Source organism: Bacillus sp. FSL R5-0593 (genome assembly GCF_038603755.1).
GTDB lineage: Bacteria > Bacillota > Bacilli > Bacillales > Bacillaceae > Bacillus > Bacillus velezensis.
The window spans coordinates 813,024-834,146 of record NZ_CP152011.1; the positions used below are offsets into that span (position 1 = coordinate 813,024).

The 21,123-nt window shown below is 47.0% G+C and carries 21 protein-coding genes; 9 read left to right on the top strand and 12 right to left on the bottom strand.

The annotated features are described in order from the left end of the window. Positions 1 to 73 precede the first annotated feature (73 nt). Positions 74 to 1,165 carry a nitric oxide synthase gene (gene nosA / locus NYE36_RS03950; RefSeq protein WP_007408487.1) on the top strand — a complete coding sequence of 364 codons (1,092 nt, stop codon included), beginning with the start codon at positions 74 to 76 and terminating at the stop codon, positions 1,163 to 1,165. Here the strand turns inward: nosA and NYE36_RS03955 are convergent. Then, positions 1,159 to 1,431: an acylphosphatase gene (locus NYE36_RS03955; protein WP_085341816.1), complete on the bottom strand. Its 273-nt coding sequence runs from the start codon at positions 1,429 to 1,431 to the stop codon at positions 1,159 to 1,161. The two genes, nosA and NYE36_RS03955, sit on opposite strands and share 7 nt — an antisense overlap. A gap of 67 nt (positions 1,432 to 1,498) precedes the next feature. Here NYE36_RS03955 and NYE36_RS03960 point away from each other — a divergent pair, with 67 nt between their 5' ends. Beyond that, positions 1,499 to 2,158: an MOSC domain-containing protein gene (locus NYE36_RS03960; protein WP_015239385.1), complete on the top strand. Its 660-nt coding sequence runs from the start codon at positions 1,499 to 1,501 to the stop codon at positions 2,156 to 2,158. Between the two features lie 39 nt (positions 2,159 to 2,197). On the opposite strand, the gene NYE36_RS03965 is transcribed toward NYE36_RS03960, so the two are convergent. From NYE36_RS03965 to map, 4 genes are all read right to left on the bottom strand, one after another. Beyond that, on the bottom strand, positions 2,198 to 2,332 hold the full coding sequence (locus NYE36_RS03965; RefSeq protein ID WP_003155609.1) for a YflJ family protein: 135 nt from the start codon (positions 2,330 to 2,332) through the stop codon (positions 2,198 to 2,200). Positions 2,333 to 2,510: 178 nt separating this feature from the next. Next, positions 2,511 to 2,666 (bottom strand): hypothetical protein, encoded by a 156-nt coding sequence (locus NYE36_RS03970; RefSeq protein WP_003155608.1) that lies wholly within the window; start codon positions 2,664 to 2,666, stop codon positions 2,511 to 2,513. Positions 2,667 to 2,748: 82 nt separating this feature from the next. Beyond that, positions 2,749 to 3,060 (bottom strand): DUF3243 domain-containing protein, encoded by a 312-nt coding sequence (locus NYE36_RS03975; RefSeq protein WP_085341817.1) that lies wholly within the window; start codon positions 3,058 to 3,060, stop codon positions 2,749 to 2,751. A 56-nt stretch (positions 3,061 to 3,116) separates the two neighbouring features. After that, the gene (gene map, locus NYE36_RS03980) at positions 3,117 to 3,866 is read right to left on the bottom strand and encodes a type I methionyl aminopeptidase (protein WP_007408490.1); all 750 of its coding nucleotides are present in this window, start codon (positions 3,864 to 3,866) and stop codon (positions 3,117 to 3,119) included. Positions 3,867 to 4,030: 164 nt separating this feature from the next. Between map and nagE the strand changes: the two genes are divergently transcribed. Beyond that, positions 4,031 to 5,413: an N-acetylglucosamine-specific PTS transporter subunit IIBC gene (nagE, locus tag NYE36_RS03985; RefSeq protein WP_012117066.1), complete on the top strand. Its 1,383-nt coding sequence runs from the start codon at positions 4,031 to 4,033 to the stop codon at positions 5,411 to 5,413. Positions 5,414 to 5,539: 126 nt separating this feature from the next. Next, complete coding sequence (locus NYE36_RS03990) at positions 5,540 to 5,989, top strand: YfmQ family protein (RefSeq protein ID WP_060674530.1); 450 nt, start codon at positions 5,540 to 5,542, stop codon at positions 5,987 to 5,989. A gap of 34 nt (positions 5,990 to 6,023) precedes the next feature. Here NYE36_RS03990 and NYE36_RS03995 read toward each other — a convergent pair whose 3' ends face one another. Further along, complete coding sequence (locus tag NYE36_RS03995; protein ID WP_095352305.1) at positions 6,024 to 7,961, bottom strand: LTA synthase family protein; 1,938 nt, start codon at positions 7,959 to 7,961, stop codon at positions 6,024 to 6,026. 245 nt (positions 7,962 to 8,206) lie between these two features. On the opposite strand from NYE36_RS03995, the gene NYE36_RS04000 reads away from it, so the two are divergent. Next, positions 8,207 to 8,584, top strand: coding sequence for a DUF1992 domain-containing protein (locus NYE36_RS04000; protein ID WP_007610033.1), 378 nt, complete (start codon positions 8,207 to 8,209; stop codon positions 8,582 to 8,584). A gap of 9 nt (positions 8,585 to 8,593) precedes the next feature. On the opposite strand, the gene NYE36_RS04005 is transcribed toward NYE36_RS04000, so the two are convergent. From NYE36_RS04005 to NYE36_RS04015, 3 genes are read right to left on the bottom strand one after another with little or no spacing between them, the layout of a single operon-like run. Then, on the bottom strand, positions 8,594 to 9,025 hold the full coding sequence (locus NYE36_RS04005) for an Hsp20/alpha crystallin family protein (RefSeq protein ID WP_003155596.1): 432 nt from the start codon (positions 9,023 to 9,025) through the stop codon (positions 8,594 to 8,596). A 15-nt stretch (positions 9,026 to 9,040) separates the two neighbouring features. Next, on the bottom strand, positions 9,041 to 9,283 hold the full coding sequence (locus NYE36_RS04010) for a spore germination protein (protein WP_003155595.1): 243 nt from the start codon (positions 9,281 to 9,283) through the stop codon (positions 9,041 to 9,043). 14 nt (positions 9,284 to 9,297) lie between these two features. Beyond that, a complete protein-coding gene (locus tag NYE36_RS04015; protein ID WP_007408496.1) occupies positions 9,298 to 9,558 on the bottom strand; it encodes a spore germination protein in 261 nt (86 codons plus the stop codon). Between the two features lie 270 nt (positions 9,559 to 9,828). Between NYE36_RS04015 and treP the strand changes: the two genes are divergently transcribed. The 4 genes from treP (at position 9,829) to NYE36_RS04035 (ending at position 14,541) form a co-directional block, all read left to right on the top strand. Further along, on the top strand, positions 9,829 to 11,244 hold the full coding sequence (gene treP, locus NYE36_RS04020; protein ID WP_265451339.1) for a PTS system trehalose-specific EIIBC component: 1,416 nt from the start codon (positions 9,829 to 9,831) through the stop codon (positions 11,242 to 11,244). Positions 11,245 to 11,319: 75 nt separating this feature from the next. Further along, positions 11,320 to 13,005 (top strand): alpha,alpha-phosphotrehalase, encoded by a 1,686-nt coding sequence (gene treC / locus NYE36_RS04025; RefSeq protein WP_265451338.1) that lies wholly within the window; start codon positions 11,320 to 11,322, stop codon positions 13,003 to 13,005. Between the two features lie 21 nt (positions 13,006 to 13,026). Beyond that, the gene (gene treR / locus NYE36_RS04030; protein WP_265451337.1) at positions 13,027 to 13,743 is read left to right on the top strand and encodes a trehalose operon repressor; all 717 of its coding nucleotides are present in this window, start codon (positions 13,027 to 13,029) and stop codon (positions 13,741 to 13,743) included. A gap of 132 nt (positions 13,744 to 13,875) precedes the next feature. After that, positions 13,876 to 14,541 (top strand): NAD(P)H-dependent oxidoreductase, encoded by a 666-nt coding sequence (locus tag NYE36_RS04035; protein WP_003155588.1) that lies wholly within the window; start codon positions 13,876 to 13,878, stop codon positions 14,539 to 14,541. 35 nt (positions 14,542 to 14,576) lie between these two features. On the opposite strand, the gene NYE36_RS04040 is transcribed toward NYE36_RS04035, so the two are convergent. The 3 genes from NYE36_RS04040 to NYE36_RS04050 form a co-directional block, all read right to left on the bottom strand. Beyond that, complete coding sequence (locus NYE36_RS04040; protein ID WP_085341820.1) at positions 14,577 to 15,338, bottom strand: YibE/F family protein; 762 nt, start codon at positions 15,336 to 15,338, stop codon at positions 14,577 to 14,579. After that, a complete protein-coding gene (locus NYE36_RS04045; RefSeq protein ID WP_061581199.1) occupies positions 15,335 to 16,474 on the bottom strand; it encodes a YibE/F family protein in 1,140 nt (379 codons plus the stop codon). Before NYE36_RS04045 ends, NYE36_RS04040 begins: the two co-directional genes overlap by 4 nt. A 209-nt stretch (positions 16,475 to 16,683) precedes the next feature. Further along, complete coding sequence (locus NYE36_RS04050) at positions 16,684 to 20,976, bottom strand: multifunctional 2',3'-cyclic-nucleotide 2'-phosphodiesterase/3'-nucleotidase/5'-nucleotidase (protein ID WP_094032630.1); 4,293 nt, start codon at positions 20,974 to 20,976, stop codon at positions 16,684 to 16,686. Positions 20,977 to 21,123: the final 147 nt, after the last annotated feature.

Below are 21,123 nucleotides of genomic sequence, written 5' to 3' on the forward strand. Positions count from 1 at the left end.
ACAAAAAAACCATTGTGTTCACTCCTAAAAACGATACAATGGGAAACAGATGTAAATTGAAGGAGAGAGTTTTTTGAAACATACGGAAATACTTTGGGATGAGGCGAAGGATTTTATTGATGTCTGCTATCAGGAACTCGGAATGGAATCGCAAATCAACGCGCGTCTACACGCGATAAAAGATGAGATAGATCGGACGGGAAGTTACGTCCATACGGCGGAAGAGCTTGAACACGGGGCGAAAATGGCGTGGCGCAACAGCAACCGCTGTATCGGGCGTCTGTTCTGGCAATCGCTGAACGTCATTGACCGGCGCGGTGTGAACACGAAAGAAGAGGTGCGCGACGCATTATTTGAACATATCAAAATCGCCACGAACGGCGGAAAAATTAAACCGACGATTACGATTTTCCCTCCTGAGAAGAATGGGGAAAAACAAGTGGAGATCTGGAATCACCAGCTCATCCGCTATGCGGGATATGAGACTGAAAAAGGAAGAGTCGGTGATCCGGCATCATATGAGCTGACGGCTGTCTGCGAAAAACTCGGCTGGCGCGGGAAGCGGACCGATTTTGATATTCTGCCGCTGCTTTTCCGGATGAAAGGGGACGGGCAGCCGGTCTGGTATGACCTGCCTCAGACGCTCGTGAAAGAAGTGCCGATCACCCATCCGGATATTGAAGAGTTTGCCGATTTAAATCTCAGATGGTACGGGGTTCCGATTATCGCCGATATGAGGCTTGAAATCGGCGGGCTGTCGTACAACGCGGCGCCTTTTAACGGATGGTATATGGGAACCGAAATCGGCGCAAGGAACCTTGCTGACGAAAAACGGTATGATATGCTCAAAAAAGCCGCTGCGGTCATGGGGATTTCCGCCAGCCTGAATACCGACCTGTGGAAGGATCAGGTGCTGGTGGAACTGAATAAGGCAGTGCTCTATTCATACAAAAAACACGGTGTCAGCATTGTCGATCACCATACGGCGGCGAATCAATTTAAACGCTTTGAAGAACAGGAACAAGACGCGGGAAGAAAGCTGACGGGCGACTGGACCTGGCTGATTCCGCCGATCTCGCCGGCTTCCACCCACATTTTCCATAAATCATATGACAATACGATTGTGAAGCCGAATTATTATTATCAGGACAAGCCTTATCAGTAACTGATGGTAAAAGTGCGGTACCCTTTCAGACGGTGTGATTCTTCGATGGTTATGCCGGTGACATTTGAGAAGGGGCTGCCTTTTCTGACTGCTTCGGCAAATTGTTTTAACGACTCTTCAGGACCTTCGACAAGGATTTCCACCCGGCCGTCATCACGGTTTTTTACCCAGCCGGCTACCTTATGTCTGTCGGCTTCCATCTGGACGAAGTAGCGAAAACCTACGCCCTGAACCCGGCCGTCTGCAATCATATGATATTGAAGCATGGAAAAACCACCTTTTTCTTACTATGATAAAGGAAAGATATGAGATTTCGCAAAGGATGTGAACGAGGTGACGCAAGACTATTCTGTCTTATCTATCAATCTCGGAAAGCCCGCAATTCATGAATTTGCCGGCAGACAAATCAATTCCGGCATCATAAAGCGGCCCGCAGATTCTCCCGTCATGCTGTATAAAACCCATTTTGACGGGGACGGGCAAGCCGACTTGAAGCATCACGGAGGCCCCGATAAAGCGGTGTGCGTGTATCCCGCCGAGCATTATTCATATTGGGAAACAACGCTCGCGAGAAAACTTCCCGCCGCCGCGTTCGGGGAGAATGTAACGGTCAAAGGACTGGCCGAACAAGACGTGTGGATCGGAGACGTCTTTCAGCTGGGGGAAGCCGTCGTTCAAGTAAGCCAGCCGCGCCAGCCCTGCGTCAAACTCGCGCTCAAATATGGCATCAAAGATATGGTGCTCCGTGTACAGCAGACGGGATTTACCGGCTTTTATTTCAGGGTGCTTGAAGAAGGATATGTCGATCCGCGTCCCGTCCTCAAGCGTCTGTCGAGAGGAAAAGAAAGCATTTCCGTCTGGTATGCGAATGAAGTGAAATATCGTGATTCCGGCAATCTGTCAGCGATTGAAGAAATACTGCGGGAAGAAGCGCTGTCAGAAAGCTGGAGGGAGTCCTTCCTTAAAAAAAGAGACAGGCTCACTAATGTATAGAAAAAAGCCGTGCTGCACTGACAGCACGGCTGATTTACGTTATGCTTGTTTTTTTGTTTCCAGCAGATTGGCAAGGAAGTACTTTTTGAAGCTTTGAAGCTTTCTTCCTTCATAGTGGGTAATTCCTTTTTTCTTTAACTCTTCTACATACCAGCCTTTACTGCCATAATGCATGTCAGAAAACTCCTTTCTCCGTTCTCCCGCTGGGGAGGTTTCTTCAGCTTTTGCCAAACTTTTGGCATTGTAACATCTATAAAAAGACGCTGAAAAGGGATAATGCAAAAACTGAGACTTTCGATTCAGAGATGTAAAGCTTTCTTACATATATATGTAAAGGGCGGTCTTTTCATGCTTAATGGCCGGTTAATTTTAACAGCACCGTTCCGAGTGTCATGATTCCGAAAACGACGCCGAAATAAATCAGCATCCCCTTCTTTTTCTTCACTCCGTAAACGGTGAGAATGATGCTTTCAATAAAGAAAATAAACCCGAAGATAATAAACCACATGTTGAAAAATGGCTCCTTTCACAGACATATGTCCAGTGTAGCACAACTCTTATAACGGAGCATAAAAAAGCCGGGCACTGTATCAGTGTCCGGCAAGTTTGACGAGAAGCTGGGCCAAATGCTGTTTTTCATTGTCATCCGCAATGTCCCACAGTTCTTGTAAGAGTTTTTCTTCCGCATTGCGGGGCTCCTCGTGTTTGGAGAGATAGTCCCCGAGGATGGCGGCGCTTTTGATGATTTTGCTGTCATCCAGACCCAGTTTTTTTCCGGCGGAAATTTTCTGATGAAGGTACGCCTTAAATTCCTCGAAATCCTCTAAAATCTGCTGTTTCGTTACGCCGTGCATGGCGTGTATTTCGTTTTCGATTTTGATTTTTTCTTTATCTTTTTTCATGCGTCTCCCTCCTTCGGGTTAGTTGTTGTATACCTGTTTGGAAGGGAGATGAAACATTACAATGCAGTTAAAATAATCGGTTTATCTTTTGTGATCACGATGGTGTGTTCCACTTGGGCGACAAGGCTTTTATCCGGCGTTTTAAACGTCCAGCCGTCTCCCGCTTCAACAATCGTTTCCGCTTTCGTGGAAATAAACGGCTCAAGCGCGATCACGGTTCCGTTTTTAAACAGCGCGTTATCAAACGGATCGTAGTAATTCATGATGTGGTTCGGCGCTTCATGAAGGTTTCTGCCGATTCCGTGGCCCGTCAGCGTTTTAATAACGGTAAATCCGTTGGAGCGGGCTTCATGGTAGACGGCTCTGCCGATCTGGTTTTGGCGTTTGCCTGCTTTTGCCTGATCCAATCCTTTCTGAAATGCGGATGCTGCGCAGTTACAAAGCTTTTGCAGACGTTCATCGCCTTCTCCGAGTACAAATGAAATTCCCGTATCGGAATAAAAACCGCCGAACTCCGCCGAAATATCGATATTTACAAGATCTCCGGCTTTTAAGATTTTAGAGGCGCTCGGGATGCCGTGAGCGACTTCGTCATTTACGCTGATGCATGTCACGCCCGGGAAATCGTATTCCTTCTCCGGAGCGGAAGCGGCTCCGTGCTCGTCAAGCACAGCCTTTCCGATCAGGTCAAGATCTTTCGTGCTCATGCCGGGCTCGGCTTTTTTCTTCATTTCTTCACGCGCCAGCGCGACGATTCTGCCGATTTTTTTAAGGCCTTCTAATTCTTGATCGTTCGTTACAATCATTGTCATTCCCGCTTTCTATTTTTAATCATCTGATTCAAGCTTACCACAACTGGTTTATAAATAGAAAACCAACAAGCCTTATGTGAATAAATGAAGGAAAATTGGTATAGATCACTAGATAACTTATGTGGTATATTTAAGAAAAAAGAAGGGGGATGGGTAAAATGCTTCAATTTTTGCAAAAACTCGGAAAATCATTTATGCTTCCGATTGCCGTTCTGCCCGCCGTTGGTATTATTTTGGCCATCGGCAGAGAGGACTTATTAAATATTCCGTTCATTTACGCGGCGGGGACCGCGGTATTTGATCATCTGCCGCTGATTTTCGCGATCGGAATCGCGATCGGGATTTCCAAAGACAGCAACGGGGCCGCCGCTCTGTCGGGAGCCATTTCTTATATCATGCTGGACGCGGCTGTAAAATCAATCAATTCGACAAATAATATGGCCGTTTTCGGAGGGATTATCGCGGGGTTAATTGCGGGATACACGTATAATCGCTTTAAGGATACGAAGCTGCCCGAATATCTCGGGTTTTTCAGCGGGCGCCGGCTCGTTCCGATTGTAACGGCGCTGATTACCATTATTTTGGCGGGGATCTTCGGATTTGTGTGGCCGCCGATTCAGTCGGTGATTACGTCTTTCGGGGAATGGATGATCGGGCTTGGCGGAATCGGCGCCGGGATTTACGGGATTTTTAACCGGCTTTTGATTCCATTCGGTCTTCATCATGTGCTGAATAATATTTTTTGGTTCCAGTTTGGCGATTTTCACGGAAAAACGGGAGATCTGGCCCGCTTCTTTGCGAAGGATCCGACGGCGGGAACTTATATGACGGGATTCTTCCCGATTATGATGTTCGGGCTTCCGGCCGCATGTCTGGCAATGATTGCCGCGGCTAAGCCAAGTAAGCGCAAAGCGACGGCCGGAATGATGATCGGTCTCGCGCTGACGGCATTTATTACCGGAATTACAGAGCCGATTGAATTTGCATTTATGTTTTTATCACCGCTTTTGTACGGGGTTCATGCTATATTAACCGGGTTCTCTTTATTTATCGTGAATGTTCTCGGAATCAGGTCAGGTTTTTCATTCTCGGCGGGGGCGATCGATTATCTCCTCAGCTACGGCATTGCCGAAAAACCGCTTTTGCTGCTCGTTGTCGGGCTTTGTTATGCAGTGATCTATTTTGTCGTATTCTATATGCTCATCAAAACGTTAAACTTGAAAACGCCGGGACGGGAAGATGATGAGGAAGAGGAAGAAGTGCTTAGTGAAGATACGGCCGGTTCCGTCGAAGAACATGCCATGCTCAAGGGGCTCGGCGGCAGGCAAAACCTCGAAACGATTGATCACTGTGCGACCCGCCTCAGGCTGACCGTGCAGGATACGTCTCTCATTAATGAGGCGGCGCTTAAAAAAGCGGGAGCAAAAGGGGTTATCAAAACGGGGAATAAAACGGCACAGGTCATTATCGGGCCGAACGTCGAATTTGTCGCGGAAGAGCTGAGAGAAGCCGTCCGCCTTGACGACCAGAAGCAGACTTGAAAAATCCGGATCACCTATGTGATCCGGATTTTTTTTGAACATATATCAAGTTTCACATAATGTACAAAAAACAACGTTTTCTTCTATGTTAAGATTCATGTAGAACAAGTATGGAGATGATGTAAGGTGACATGGATTGCAGTTGTTTCAATTGTTGTCATAAGCCTGATTAAGATTGTGCTGACATGCCTTCCTACCGGAGCGGTGGAATGGATCCTCCGCAAGTTTGAAACCCATTCAAAGCTCAGTGACGCGTCCGCTGCCGTTTCCCTCGGCGGAAAACGTCTGGAAGGCGAAGACAAACGCCGGGTGATTGATGATTTTAACGAAGCCGTGTTTATCGAACGGCATTATATATACCCAGGGGATGAAGAGCGTTATCTTCATCCGCAAAACGGAGCCGATCCGCTTGTCATTAAGACGAGAAAAGGAAAAAAAGATGTGACGGTGTTTGTATACAGCTACGAAGACCATGTAGATGTCGTCAAACAGCAGAAAAAGAAAGTCGTCGCTTATTCAGTTCTTTCCGACAGCCTGCAAAAGCGCTCTATGGCCGCCGCCGGGAGCTGGACATAAAAAAGCCAGATCATTGATATGATCTGGCTTTTGTTTATTCTTTTTGATCGTCTGCTGAGGAATCTTCACGCTTCGTATAATCGAATTGTGAAGGGTCCACTTTCTTAAAGCCTTTCGGCTGATAGAAACGAAGCAGATCGCCGTTGATGATCTTATCAGACATTTCAAGCTCAGTCTTGACGAGAGAGTCTTCTTTTTTGTCGACTTCTGAATCATCTAAAAGTCTTCCGGTTTTCGTATCGTAATACTTGCCGGACACTTTCGTATAGTTCGGCGAGATGAAGTCTCCGTTACGGAACGGAATGACTTCTCTGTGCTCTTTCGATAAGATATCTGAACCTGACATGAGATAATCTTTCGTATCGACGCCGAGCAGATGAAGAACGGTCGGCGCGACATCGACTTCACCGGCAAATTTATGATTGCGGCCGCCTTTCACGCCGGGAGCGTGGATAAAGAGCGGCACCCGCTGAAGCTGGGCATTGTCGTATTCAGTGATCTCATCTTTGCCGAGCACTTTCGCCATCGCTTTATTATGGTTTTCGGAGATGCCGTAGTGGTCTCCGTACATCACGATAATCGACTTATCGTACAGGCCGTCTTTTTTCAGGTCATGAAAGAACTGTTCGATTGATTCATCCAGATAGTTCGCGGACTGGAAGTAGTTATTGACGACTGAATCGCCAAAGTCTCCCGCCGGGAAGTCCGTGTCTTCTTTATCCATTCCGAACGGGAAGTGGTTGGACAGCGTAATGAACTTCGTATAGAACGGCTGCGGCAGGCTCTTTAAGAGCGGCATGGATTCTTTGAAATACGGTTTGTCTTTCATGCCGTAGTTTTTCGTGTTTTCTTCGCTCATGTCATAATAAGCGGAATCGAAAAACTTATCGATGCCTTCCGCTTTGTACATTTCGTTACGGTTCCAGAAAGTCTGCGTATTTCCGTGGAAAGCGGCAGACGTGTACTTTTTGCCTTTTAAGATCGCAGGAACGGACTGCAGCGTGTTTTGCGCTTTATTGACGAAAACCGAACCTTGCGAAAGCGGGTACAGAGAGTTCTCCATCATAAATTCCGCATCAGATGTTTTACCTTGTCCCGTTTGGTGGAAAAAGTTATCAAAGTAGAATGTTTGATTATCGTGCGCCAGTTTGTTTAAAAACGGCGTCACTTCCTTGCCGTTAATTTTATAGTCAATGATAAAGGATTGCAGAGACTCTAATGAGACGTAGATGACGTTTTTTCCTTCGGCTTTTCCGAAGTAGACGTTGTTCGGCACGTCATAGTTGGCCTTCATATAGTTTTCCACATCCGTTACATCGCTTGAATCGGCAAGCGCGCGCTGGCTGTTTGATTTCACATTCTGCACGGCATCGTAAATCGTAAAGTTGTACGTGCCCAAGTATTTCACCAGATAGTTACGGTCAAATGAGCGTGTCAAAAGCTCAGGACGGTCGGATTCCGCGACGGCGAGGTTGATCAGGAACATAAGCACGGCGGAAGCCAAAACGATTCTGAATGATTTCTTCACCGGTTTTTCAGTCGGTTTTTTCATCTTAAGGGCCAAAATAATCAAAATGACGGTATCCAGGAAGTAGAAGGCGTCTGTCCATCTCATTAACGAGAACGCGCTGTCTCCGAGCTGGCCGCCGTTTGTCTTTGCCTGCATCATGACCGGGATGGTAATGAAATCATTAAAGAATCTATAATAGACGATGTTTGCAAAAAGCAAAAAAGACAATAAAAAATGAATCACAATAATGGCTGTCTGCTGTAATTTTTTCTTGAAAAGAAGCCCAAATCCAAGAAAGAACAAGCTGGAGCTCAGCGGATTCACAAAAAGCAATATTTTCTGGATCGTGTTGTCTATGCCGAGGTTAAAGTTTAAAATATAAGCGACATATGTTTTCACCCACAATAACACGACCGCTATCAAGAAGAAGGCAAGTCCTCTTTCTTTTATAAATGTTTTCATTGTTACACTCCTTTTTTCCGATCACGGTTTACACGGAACGATAGAAAAAACGAACGTAATCAATATACCATGAAACCAGCAAATAGAAAAGGTGGAAAAGGCTCATCGGAAAAAGGGCGAAAAACGCTGTCGCAACGGGGGTTGATCTGTTGAATGACAGCTTTAAAACATATAAATGGCACAAACTGGGCTTTGTGTTTCCGTTTAATCATACCCGGTTCTATTGAAAAAAGAGGTGAACAGTGATGGATATTGCCCATATCGTGGCTGAAGATAAAATCAAGCGCGCCATTAAGGATGGAGAGTTCGCCGGCATCAAAGGAATGGGAAAGCCCCTGCCGAAAGACGATGCCGCACATCTTCCGGAGTCGCTCAGAATGGGCTACCGCATATTAAAAAACGCCGGGATCGCCGAGGATGAGGGCGCGCTGAAGAAAGAGCTGATGACGCTCGATTATTTGATCGCCAAGTGCCGCAATGAACAGGAGCGGGATCACTTGCGGAACAAACGGACGGAAAAACAAGTCAGACTCGACAAACTGACGGAGGAGAAAGCCATGTTCTCAAAACCCGCATCTTCTCATTATAAGGAGAAAGTGTACAGACGGCTGGGCCGCCCGTAAGCCGGCTCTTTAGATTTTTTTCTGAAAAGGAATGTGCTCCATAAGGCGCGGGTAGGAAATGTGGAGCAGGCCGTTTACGCACTGCGCCTGTAACAGGTGGGGCTCAGCCGGTTCAGGAAGCTCAATCGTCTCATCGATTTCCCCGTAATACCGGTTTTGGCAGACGCCCATGTTCTTTGGAAAAAGGGGTGTGATGTTTCCTCTTATATGCAGCCGTGTTCTTGACAGCAGCCTCAGTGTCAATTCTTCTTCGTAAACGCCGGGCATTTCCACAATGACGAATGTGTGCTGTTCATCCTGATAAATATCATAAGTCAGGGTGTTTTTTTGTAAGGAGAAAAAATCTTCGGGAGATTTCCGTTTCAGGACATTGGTCCAAAAGTCGCTGGGCTTGTGCTCGTTCGTAATCTCAAGCCACTTTCTCATTTTTTCGATATCCACTTCGGCAGAACCTCCCTATATTTGATTTGCGATCGGCATTGACGGGTTGGCGATCTGATCCTGATCGCTCACGTCAGGGTCAAGATGGCCCGAATTCAAACATCCGGCGGCCGGCGAAAAATCCCCTAAAGAAAAGTTCGCGCCGACAAATTTGCTGTTGGCGGTGTGGCTGTTTTGTACGGTCTGACCGATATCGACGTTTCCGTTTTGCGTTGCTCCGTTTACTTTTATATTGACGACGTTAATTTGGTAAGGCATTCATAAAAACCCCTTTAATCTATAATGGGCGGCACCGGCGTAATATTTGCGGTATCTGCGGTTCCGATGGCTGTCTGGTCGTTGACATCAGGATCATTTAACAAGTTCTCCATCATCGATTCTATAGGTGACGTATCGCCGAATGAAGAGTTCAGTCCTTGTGATTTGTTATTTGTGGTGGGACTGTTGTATGCCGCTTCCCCAATCGTAATAGATCCGTTGCCAGAAATACTGTTAATCTTCAAATAGTACAGGTTGATAACAGTGGATGGCATCTCTTCACACCTCTTTAACTTAGTTGTACAGTACTGTATGCTTTTTGTGCTCCTGTTGTGAATTCCGCCCGGACATGTTCCCGATAAAACAAGAAGTCAAGGCCCGGTTCCGGCGGGGCTTTTTTTGTTTCAGGGTCTTTCGCAGTATATTTGTGATGAAAGCGCTATAAAAATAGATTGACGACATGTATATACATCATTACAATAGAGTCATAAACATGTATATACAAGTTTGTAAGACAAAATGAAAACGGTTACGGAGGGGTTGGCATGGGTGAGTTTAACCGGGCTGCGCGGCAGATCGCTGAAGCTGTCGGCGGAATCGAAAATATTGAGGCGGCGACTCATTGTGTGACGCGTTTGCGGTTTGCATTAATAGATGAAACCAAAGTAAACCAAAAAATGCTTGATGCAATAGACATTGTCAAAGGATCTTTTGCGGTAAACGGGCAGTTTCAAGTCGTGATCGGGCAGGGGACGGTCAACAAAGTATATGCGGAATTAGTGAAGGAAACGGGGATTGGCGAAGCGTCCAAGGATGACGTAAAGAAGGCGGCGGCGCAAAAAATGAATCCTTTACAGCGTGCCGTGAAAACGCTTGCGGACATCTTTATTCCGATCTTGCCGGCGATCGTCACGGCCGGGCTTTTAATGGGTCTGAACAATATATTAACGGCGGAAGGCATTTTCTACAGCGCCAAATCGATTGTCCAAGTGTATCCGCAATGGGCGGATCTCGCCAATATGATTAATCTGATCGCGGGGACGGCCTTCGCTTTTCTGCCGGCTTTAATCGGCTGGTCAGCAGTGAAGCGGTTCGGAGGAAGCCCGCTCTTGGGTATCGTGCTCGGGCTGATGCTGGTGCATCCTGATCTGTTAAACGCATGGGGCTACGGGGCCGCCGAGCAGAGCGGCGATATTCCGGTGTGGAACCTGTTCGGCCTTGAGGTGCAGAAAGTCGGATATCAAGGTCAGGTGCTCCCGATTCTGCTGGCGTCTTATTTACTTGCCAGGCTTGAGCTCTTTTTGACGAAACGGACGCCGGAGGGCATTCAGCTGTTGGTCGTCGCGCCGGTGACGCTTTTGGTCATCGGTTTTCTATCCTTTGTCATCATCGGTCCGATTACCTTTGCGATCGGTAACGCGCTGACGGCGGGATTGATTGCCGTTTTCGGCCAATTCTCCGCCATCGGAGGCCTGCTGTACGGAGGGCTGTATTCGGCGCTTGTAATCACGGGGATGCACCATACGTTTCTCGCGGTCGATCTTCAATTAATCGGATCAAAGCTCGGCGGCACATTTTTATGGCCGATGCTCGCATTGTCAAATATCGCTCAAGGATCGGCGGCTTTGGCCATGATGCTGATTACAAAAGATAAAAAACAGCGGGGGCTTTCACTGACGGCCGGCATTTCCGCATATTTGGGCATTACCGAACCGGCGATTTTCGGCGTGAATCTGCGTTACAAATTTCCGTTTGTGATCGCCATGATCAGTTCGGGAATCGCGGGGATGTTCATCTCCGTCAAAGGCGTTCTCGCAAGCTCGGTCGGAGTCGGCGGCGTGCCGGGGATCTTCTCCATTATGAGCCGGTACTGGGGTTCGTTTGCGATCGGAATGCTGATCGTGCTGATTCTCCCGTTTGCGGGAACATACGGGTATGCGTGGCTGAAACGGCAAAAATAAAAAACCTGCGGGGCGCCTTCTATCAGGCTGTCCCTTTTCCCTTTCAATTCAAAACATTACAGGCGGTGAAGAAAAATGAAAACAGACAGCACACCATGGTGGAAAAAGGCAGCGGTATATCAAATTTATCCGAAGAGCTTTAATGATACGACGGGAAACGGGATCGGTGATCTGAACGGTATTATCGAGAAGCTTGATTATTTGCAGAAGCTTTTGATTGATGTCATTTGGCTTACGCCGATTTACGATTCGCCGCAGAATGACAACGGTTATGACATTCGCGATTACTGCACCGTTTATGAAGAATACGGAACGATGGAGGATTTTGAACGCCTTCTCGATGAAGCGCACAAAAGAGGAATCAAGGTCGTTATGGATCTTGTCGTAAACCATACATCAGTCGAGCATCGGTGGTTCAAAGAAGCGGTCTCGTCACCCGACAGTCCGTATCGGGATTTTTACATTTGGAAAGACGGAAAGGAAGACGGCCGGGCGCCGAACAATTGGGAATCAAAATTCGGCGGTTCCGCTTGGAAGCTCGACCCGGCGTCAGGCCAGCACTATCTGCATTTATTTGATGTGTCGCAGGCCGATTTGAACTGGGAAAATGAAGAGATGAGAAAACAGGTTTACGACATGATGCATTTTTGGTTCCGAAAAGGAATCGACGGTTTCCGGCTGGATGTGATCAACCTCATTTCTAAAGACCAATCGTTTCCTGATGCCGAGGATGGGCGTGACGGGCGCCCTTATTATACGGACGGGCCGCGCGTGCACGAATTTCTCCATGAGATGAACCGGGAAGTGTTTTCGAAATATGACAGTATGACGGTCGGGGAAATGTCCTCGACAACGGCTGGCCACTGCATCCGGTACACAAACCCTGAGAATAAAGAACTCGATATGACTTTTAACTTTCACCATTTAAAAGTGGATTATCCGAATGGTGAAAAATGGGCGCTCGCTCCGTTTGATTTTCTGAAGCTGAAACGGATTTTAGCGTTTTGGCAGACGGAGATGCAAAAAGGCGGAGGCTGGAACGCATTATTCTGGTGCAACCATGACCAGCCGCGGGCCGTATCCAGATACGGAGACGACGGCGTATACCGGACGAAATCAGCCAAAATGCTGGCGGCGGCCATTCATATGATGCAGGGCACGCCTTACATTTATCAAGGTGAAGAGATCGGCATGGGCAATCCGAAATTCGATGACATCGGCTCATACCGCGATGTCGAATCATTGAATATTTACAAAAAGATGAAGGAAGAAGGTGTGCCCGAAAAAGACATTATCGCCATTTTAAAAGAGAAATCAAGAGACAATGCAAGAACCCCCATTCAGTGGAACAGCAGGCCGCACGGCGGTTTCACGACAGGCACGCCTTGGATTCCGGCGGCGGATGATTATCGGGACGTTAACGCGGAAGCGGCTTTGCGGGACCCGGATTCAATTTTCTATCATTATCAGAAGCTCATCAAGCTCAGAAAAGAATATGACATCGTGACTGAAGGAACGTTTGAGCTGCTTGCTGAAGACGATCCGGCGGTTCTGGCGTACGTCAGACACGGCAAGGATGAAAAACTGCTGTGCATCAACAACTTCTACGGGAAAGAAGCGGACTTTACGGTTCCGCTTAAAGACACGGACGGCTGGCGGTTTACGGTGCTGCTGACGAATGATGAACCGAGGGAAGGGCGGCCGGAACGATTGACGCTCCGTCCGTATGAATCGATCGTTTATCATCTGACAAAAGCGTGATACACTAATCTGGGTGGTCAAATGAAAGTGAATAAATACATCACAATCTATAAAGATATGGTGCGGCAGATCGAAAGCGGCCAGCGGAAGGCTGAAGACGTTCTTCCGTCTGAAAATGATTTGTGCGATCAATACGGCACATCACGAGAAACCGTCCGCAAAGCGCTCAATATGCTGGCGCAAAACGGCTACATCCAGAAAATCAAAGGCAAAGGCTCCGTCATATTAGACAGAGAAAAAATGCGTTTTCCCGTCTCAGGCCTGATCAGCTTCAAAGAGCTTTCGGAAACGCTCGGAAAAGAGACGAGAACGACGGTTCACCGTCTCGAGCTGATCCTGCCTCCCTCAGAAGCCGCAAAAGAGCTTGGTACAGAAGCGGATGAAAAGGTGTGGGAAGTCGTCAGATCAAGACGGATTGACGGAGAACATATTATTTTGGACAAGGATTACTTTGTAAAAAAACATGTGCCTCTATTGAAGAAGGCGATTTGTGAAGATTCGATCTATGAGTATCTCGAAGGAGAGCTCGGCCTGTCCATCAGCTACGCGCAAAAGGAAATTGTCGTGGAGCCGGCGGGGGAAGAGGACCGGAAGTATTTGGATCTCGGCGGATTCAGCCATATGGCGGTCGTGAAAAACCGCGTCTTTTTGGACGATACCAGCCTCTTTCAGTACACGGAAAGCCGGCACAGGCTCGATAAATTCCGTTTCGTCGACTTTGCGAGAAGAGAAAAATAAAAACGGACTGCCGCGGCAGCCCGTTTTTTTGTCAGTATCAAAATGAATACTATCCCACAAAAATGTGCGTACTGGTACTTTCAAAAATAATGGCTACAATAGTACATAACGATTGAAAAGGAGAGATCATGAATGTCAGATAAAAAACAGCAGATCATCGAAGCGTATCAATTCAGACACGCCACAAAGGAATTTGATCCTGAGAAAAAAATTTCAGAAAGCGATTTTGAATTCATTTTAGAAACGGGAAGATTATCCCCAAGCTCACTCGGTTTGGAGCCTTGGAAATTTGTCGTCGTTCAAAATCCGGAGCTTCGTGAAAAACTCCGCGAGTTCACATGGGGCGCGCAAAAGCAGCTGCCGACCGCAAGCCATTTCGTACTTCTGCTTGCCCGGACGGCAAAGGATATCCGTTTTGACGCCGACTATGTCAAAAACCACTTGCGGGAAGTCAAAAAAATGCCGGAAGATATGTATGAAGGCTATATCAGCAAAACGGAAGACTTTCAGAAAAATGATTTCAATCTGCTTGAATCAGATCGCGCGCTGTTTGACTGGGCATCCAAACAGACTTACATCGCCCTCGGCAATATGATGACAGCCGCTGCGCAGATCGGAATCGACTCCTGCCCTGTAGAAGGCTTCAACTACAAAGAAATTCACCGGATTCTTGAAGAAGAAGGGCTTCTGGAAAACGGAAGTTTCGACATCTCTGTTATGGCCGCATTCGGCTACCGTGTCAGAGAACCGCGCCCGAAAACAAGATCTGCCTCAAAAGACGTTGTAAAGTGGGTATAAGATAAAAAAGGCTGCCGGGCGTGTCCCGGCAGCTTTTAACGTTTATTTGGTTTTGCTAAAAAACAGGCGGTGATCCAGGACGTAACGGGAATGATGATGCCGATCCCGATTCCGGCACAAAGAATGGTAACGGCTTCCGCACTGAATACTTTTGAGTTCACTATTTTTTCAGCTGAGTATGATAAGTCTTTAAACCAGATAATTAAAGCCAAATAGCTGCCGAAAAAAGCAAAGAATAACGTATTCGTATTCGTTCCTAAAATATCTCTCCCGATGCTTAATCCGAATGTGTACAGATCTTTTCTGCTCATGGACGGATTATGACTGTAAATTTCCCGCATGGGTGAAGTAATGGAAATCGCGACATCGGTAATCGCCCCTATCGTGCCCATGATGATCATGGCTGCGGTAACCTTCACAAAATCCACCCCGACAAACAGTGTGAATATGCCGATATCACTCAATTCTTCTTCACCGAATCCCTGAATTGAAGTATGTTTTGTTACAGACATAATAAAAAACAGCAGCAGTACAATCGTCAGCATTGCAGAAATAAAGGCGGTTACGGTTTTGACGTTTCCTCCATTAATATAAAAAAGAGTAATGCTGCAAATCACGGCGGAAGAGAGCAATGTTAAAACAATCGGATTGATATGCGGGTCTGTCATGAAAATGATGGTGAGAAAGAGAACACCGAAATTTAAGAATAACGCAATAAAAGACCTCGCTCCTTTTTTTCCGCCGATGATGACCATCAATAGAAATAAAATCGCCGCGAGAATTACGATGACATTCATGAGCTTGCCTTCTTTCGTTTAATAAAAAAGATAGAAGCATACAGACTGGCGGGTATGGCTAATACGATTCCGATCCCTCCGGCCAATGCTCTGGCTATTTCCAAGGAAATGTTCATAGAAAGAGTGAATCCTATCGGGGAATCATTTTTCAAATACAACAGCATCATCGGAATAGAGCCGCTTATATAAGCAAAAAACAGAATATTGGTCATCGCCCCCATGATGTCTTTTCCGATCTCCATCCCTGAACGTCTGAGAGCTTGTAATGAGATACCGTTGTTTTCTTCATATAATCCGAAGACAGATGACGTCATGGTAATGGCTACATCCATGACCGCTCCCAGTGATCCGATAAATACCCCGGCCATAAACACCGTGTGATAAGGGCGGGTTAAATACTGCATTTCCTCATATCTGAGACCTTTCTCTCCGGTTGCCAGCATCACAAGATACGTAATCAGCAGGGAAACGAAAGTGCCTGCGAGCGTCGCGGCAATGGCGGCATATGTTTTCGCGTGAAAACCGCTGACAAGCAGCAATGAGATGACAGTAAAGATGAGAATACAGACACCGCAGATGAAAATTAACCCTATATTAGGATGCTTCCTGTACAAATCTAATGCAAACGACAGTAAAACGGCGTTAAACATCAGGCTGACGATCGAAAAGAAGCCTTGTTTTTTGCCGACGATAAGCAAGGTGAAAATGAAAACCCACGCGATCAGCAAAAGCTGTTTATCCCGTTTTTTATCTATAATGCTTCCCGATATATCCTTGTTTGATGGTTTCCCTTTATCAATAGAAACGAATACTTCATCGCCAATCGAATATTTCTGATCGTTCGCTCCGGATGATGAATACTGATTGGGCAAATGAATGAGCTGTCCTTTCTGACTGCCGTTTTCAAGTCTGGCAGTGATCGTCTGATTGAAAATCTTATCTTTGTTTTTATGCATGTCCTGTACGTCAGACTGATGTTCCAATGTTGTTTTCGTCACTTTGGCAATCGGCCGCTCATAAAAAGAAGCGTTGTGAGTGACGAAAATGAGCGAGCTGATAAAACAGAGCGCTGTTATCACGTAAAACAGCTTTTTCTTGTAAGACATGCGGTTTCGTTTGTGTCCTGTTATCTTCAAAAAAAGTCCTCCAAACAGGCGGCGCCGTATGAAAGAGAGGCCCTGCCGTGAAGTGTTAAACGATGCGGATGTATGTCTTTCGCGAATAACGTTCATATTTTATCACTCGGCCGTACGGCTGTCGACTCAGAGGGGGACCGAGAGAAAAAGCTCCCCTGAAATCAGATCAGGAGAGCTTTTGGATGAACCGCCCGATAAAAGCGGTCTTTTTATGCTTCGTTCACTTTTTTTGCTTTTCTTCTTTGATGCAGATACAGTGCCGTTCCGAGCGCGCTGATGAGAAACCCGGCAAGAAGGATGGAATACATCGTTGTGGCCGTATCAGGAAGCAGGCCGCCCGGCGATACTCCGTCCTGTGCAGGGCCGGATGACGGTTTTTGTCCGCTTGGCTGCTTTCCGGAGCCGTGGTCTCCGCTTGTCGGCGGCGCGCTCTTCGTGTTTGCGTTTAATATGGTGTATTCACTGAAATGATTTGTATAGCCCGTGACGAGATCGTGTGAAACCGAACCGTTGTCTGTTTTTGTATAGACGTTCTTTTTCCGGTCTACATGGTAAATGCCCGGCTGTTTCGCCTTTTTCGTATTCTCAATGCGCAGGGTGAGCTTTACCGGCGCTTTGAATGTTTTGATGTCTTTGTTTTTCTGCTTCATTGTAAAGTCGTATACATTTGAAAGCGCCCCGCTTACTTTTCCTTTCGGCGTCACGCCGAATCGTGTATCAGCTGAAGCAGCGTTTGCCATCGGCATTTTCATGCTGAACTTGTCATGCAGGATCGTAAGGGAAGAATCCGATGTTCTGTCCTTTAACAGGCCGATTTGTTTTTTGGTCACGCTGAGATCAATCGGCTTTTTGGCGCCGTCATTCTTATCGTAATACACGATCGGCGTGTTGGCGTTTTTGGCATAAACGGCAAATGCGCTGTCATCTTCAAGCGTCCACGAACCGTTTTTTTGTTTCGTCGGCAGATACACTTCCTGCGCGCGGCCGTCAACTTTCGGTTCCACCGCTTTTCCCGCTTTTTCAAGCTGCTCGGTGAAGACCTCATAGTCGACAAAGCCAAGGTCTTCTTTATGGGACGCTTCGTTAAAGACGGAATATCCGTCTCCGCCTTCACCGACAAAGTTACTGGTGGCGACTCTGTATGTCTTCTTATCAGAAATCGGCTTTACGCTGCCGTCATCCTGTACGGCCGCAGCTTGAAGAACGCGGTGTCCCGGCTTTTTATTCAGTGTAAACGTGTATGTTAAACCGGCAACTTGAGGGAAGGCGCCGCCTTGAGCCTCAATTCCGCTTAACCCTTGCTCCAAGGCTTGTTTGATCTGTTTTCCGGTTAAATCCGCGACGTAAAGCGTGTTGCCGAACGGCATCACATTCAGCACATCGCCGAGTGTGATGTCTCCTTTATCAATGCCCGCGCGGATGCCGCCCCCGTTTGTGATCGCGATTTGGGCGCCGGCCGCTTCCTTCGCTTTTTGCAGCATGCCGTCCGCGATGAAGTTTCCGAGATTGGTTTCTTTGGAGCGGACATGCTCGCGCTGGCCGTCAAGTGCGACCTTTGTTGAGCCGACTTTTTCATTTTTGACGGAGACGAGCTCTTTTTTAAACGGATCAAGCTCTTTTTTCAGATCCGGGTCTTCTTTCGTCTGCTCGTTCACTGGCAGCGCCTGAAGAGAGGATTGTTCCGGCAGGACGATGCCGTTTTTGTCAAATGCGACATCGACACGGCCTAAATATTCGCCATATTCTTTTGCCTGGGCGACGATGGTCGGCTCTTCGTTTTTGACAACTTCCATTTTATCTACAAGCGTATGCGTATGTCCGCCGACGATCAAGTCGATGCCTTTTACCTTTTTGGCAAGATCGAGATCACGCTGATGCCCGATATGGGTCAGGGCGATAATTTTATTGACATGTTCATTATTCTGTATTTCTTTTACTGTATCTTGTGCGGATTGGAAGGCATCATGAAAGACAATGCTTTTTCCCGGGCTTGATGTGACGGACGTATCTTCTGTCGTTAAGCCGAATACGGCGACTTTTTCTCCGTTTACATCAAGCAGAATGTATGGATAGATGCCTGCTTTTTTCTTTTTCCCTGCCGTAAATGTGTCTGCTTTTTTCATGAATGGTCTGAGTTTTGACTCTTTGGACACATCGACATTTGAGCTGACGAGCGGAAAGTCAGGCGCTTGAAAATTGTATTTTCCGGACGGGTCAGCCGCGCTACCGTTCCCGCTCAGGAAGCTGGCGAGAGCACCCGGTCCTTTATCAAACTCATGGTTTCCGAAGGTCATTGCGTCGTAGCCCATGCTGTTCATCAATTTTAAATCAGCCAGCCCCTGCCACTTTGTGAAATAGAGATCGCCTGAGAAAACGTCTCCCGCATCCAGCAAAATGCTGCGGTCGGTTTCGCTTCTGATTTCTTTGATTTTCGTCATCCGCCTCGCCGCGTTATCAAGGTGGGCGTGCGTGTCGTTTGTATGCATAACGGTGAGTTTCCATGCGTCATCTTTCGGCGGATCTGTGCCCGGTTCATCATCTTTGAATTGGAGCTTGTACTGTCCGTAGCCCGCGTTTTGTGATTCACCGATATAGGCGACGTCATCTGCGCGGTCGGCAAACGGCTTTGCGGCCAAGGAAGATTCAAATGTCAGGTTTGTCCCTTTGACCGGAAGGATGGACCAGTTATGATCAGCCTGCGGATTAATCGTTTTCTGCTGGATGATGTAATCCATTAAGACCTGCCTGTTCTCATCGGCAGAAGAGTATACGATTTTATCATTGCTTAAGTGAGGGAATCCTCCGCCGCCTGAAGCGCGGTAATTATTTGTGACGATCAGAAATTCCTGCTTGGCGCTGACGGGCTTTCCTTGATAAGAAAGGTTGACGATCCGGCTTGCATCGGGATGAATGACTGTTCCGTTTTCGTTGTATTTCGCCGGTTTTGTGACATCGACCTGATAGGTGACACCGTCAATGACATCAAAATTGTATGAGCGGTAGGCGTCATTTAAAAGCGCTTGGCTGCCGCCTTTTGCCTGATCGATCTGATTAAATTGCCCTGCGGACATTTCAAGCCAGTCTTTCACTTCGCTTCCGTTCAGCTTGACGATCTGAACCGTGTTGTCATACAGGTACAAATCGCCGATATTTTTGATGGCGAGGTCGCCAGCGGAAATGTTTGTATAGTAGTTTGAGCCGTTCCGCCCGCCGGCTTTAAACGGGGCGCCCGCCGAGAGGATAGGCAGATCTTTGTATTCCGTATCCTTCATCTTATTTTCGGCGTACCATTTTTGCGCATCCGTTACGATTTGAATGGACGGATCATCTTTGACTTGGGCGAAGAAACTGTTGATATCGGCTTTGGTCTGGCCGACGGGTTCTCTGATGTATTTCAATGTGCCTTCGTGCGCTTTTTTGACGGTATTGACGACGGTTTCGTTTTCCGACGTCACATTGCCGGCAATCGGCTCGATGCTGCCTTTTGCATCTTCCACATGCCACGCGCTGTCTGTTTTTTCAAGCCGGAGGTCGATGACGCCCGCATATTTGCCCCAGCTGCTTGACATGACAACGGGGATGCCGTTAATCGTGCCTTTATCGATGTCAAATTGATCAGCGCCTTTGTATTCGGCATCAGGGAAAAGCCCGTGCTGATGGCCGGATACGATCGCATCAATTCCGCTGACTTTCGTTGCCAGGTCAAAAACGGCGTTTTCCGCTCCGGAAGACTGCGCTTTTTTTTCGATGCCGCTGTGGGCGAGGGCGATGACGATATCGGCTCCTTCAGCTTTCATTTTCGGAACGGTTTTCTTTGCGGATTCCACAATGTCTTCGACCTGAACGCGGCCTTCGAGATTTTTCTTATCCCACGTCATGATTTGGGGAGGAACAAAGCCGATGTAGCCGACTTTTATCTGATGCTTGCCGCCGTTTTCATCCGTGACGGTTTTGTCTTTTATGACATAAGGCGTATAACGGTTTTCGCCGCTTAATGTTTTCACATTGGCGTTAACGATCGGATAATCAGCGCCTTTGATTGTCCCGTCCAGAAATTCAAGCCCGTAATTAAATTCATGATTGCCGAGTGTTCCTGCGTCATAATGCAGACTGTTCATCACTTCAATGATCGGATGGGTCTTTGCGCCTGAAATAATATCATTTTTCTCATATTTTACGGCGTATTCTCCGAGGGGATTCCCCTGAATCAGGTCTCCGTTATCGACAAGCAGCGTATTCGGGTTTTCGCGCCTGTGCTTCTCAATAAGCTGAGCCGTTCGGGCCAGCCCGAATTCCGTTGTCGGTTTGTCGCTGTAGTAATCGTAGTCCATCATGTTAGCGTGAACGTCAGTTGTGGCTAAAATGCTGAGATTCACACTGGAGGATTTGTTTTCTTCTGCTTTAATGGGTGATGTTGGGAGGATTAGACTAAGTATCATAACTAGTGGCAGCAGAATACGGAGTGTCATATTGACGCTGCATCGTCTTTTCTGTATTCTCACCTGTTCTCCACCTTTCAACAAATTTTGTCATGCAGTACCATTGTAAGAATATTTTGTGAAAGTTCATATAGATTTTATGATGATTCTTGTAAAAAGATGAAAAATGAGGATAATGACCTATGTGAAACGGATGAGCGGCAAACGCGT

Coding starts and splice junctions, on each gene's coding strand:
- NYE36_RS03955 (WP_085341816.1), bottom strand. CDS start 1,431: ATGCTTCAATATCATATGATTGCAGACGGCCGGGTTCAGGGCGTAGGT.
- NYE36_RS03965 (WP_003155609.1), bottom strand. CDS start 2,332: ATGCATTATGGCAGTAAAGGCTGGTATGTAGAAGAGTTAAAGAAAAAA.
- NYE36_RS03970 (WP_003155608.1), bottom strand. CDS start 2,666: ATGTGGTTTATTATCTTCGGGTTTATTTTCTTTATTGAAAGCATCATT.
- NYE36_RS03975 (WP_085341817.1), bottom strand. CDS start 3,060: ATGAAAAAAGATAAAGAAAAAATCAAAATCGAAAACGAAATACACGCC.
- map (WP_007408490.1), bottom strand. CDS start 3,866: ATGATTGTAACGAACGATCAAGAATTAGAAGGCCTTAAAAAAATCGGC.
- nagE (WP_012117066.1), top strand. CDS start 4,031: ATGCTTCAATTTTTGCAAAAACTCGGAAAATCATTTATGCTTCCGATT.
- NYE36_RS03995 (WP_095352305.1), bottom strand. CDS start 7,961: ATGAAAACATTTATAAAAGAAAGAGGACTTGCCTTCTTCTTGATAGCG.
- NYE36_RS04000 (WP_007610033.1), top strand. CDS start 8,207: ATGGATATTGCCCATATCGTGGCTGAAGATAAAATCAAGCGCGCCATT.
- NYE36_RS04010 (WP_003155595.1), bottom strand. CDS start 9,283: ATGCCTTACCAAATTAACGTCGTCAATATAAAAGTAAACGGAGCAACG.
- NYE36_RS04015 (WP_007408496.1), bottom strand. CDS start 9,558: ATGCCATCCACTGTTATCAACCTGTACTATTTGAAGATTAACAGTATT.
- treP (WP_265451339.1), top strand. CDS start 9,829: ATGGGTGAGTTTAACCGGGCTGCGCGGCAGATCGCTGAAGCTGTCGGC.
- treC (WP_265451338.1), top strand. CDS start 11,320: ATGAAAACAGACAGCACACCATGGTGGAAAAAGGCAGCGGTATATCAA.
- treR (WP_265451337.1), top strand. CDS start 13,027: ATGAAAGTGAATAAATACATCACAATCTATAAAGATATGGTGCGGCAG.
- NYE36_RS04035 (WP_003155588.1), top strand. CDS start 13,876: ATGTCAGATAAAAAACAGCAGATCATCGAAGCGTATCAATTCAGACAC.
- NYE36_RS04040 (WP_085341820.1), bottom strand. CDS start 15,338: ATGAATGTCATCGTAATTCTCGCGGCGATTTTATTTCTATTGATGGTC.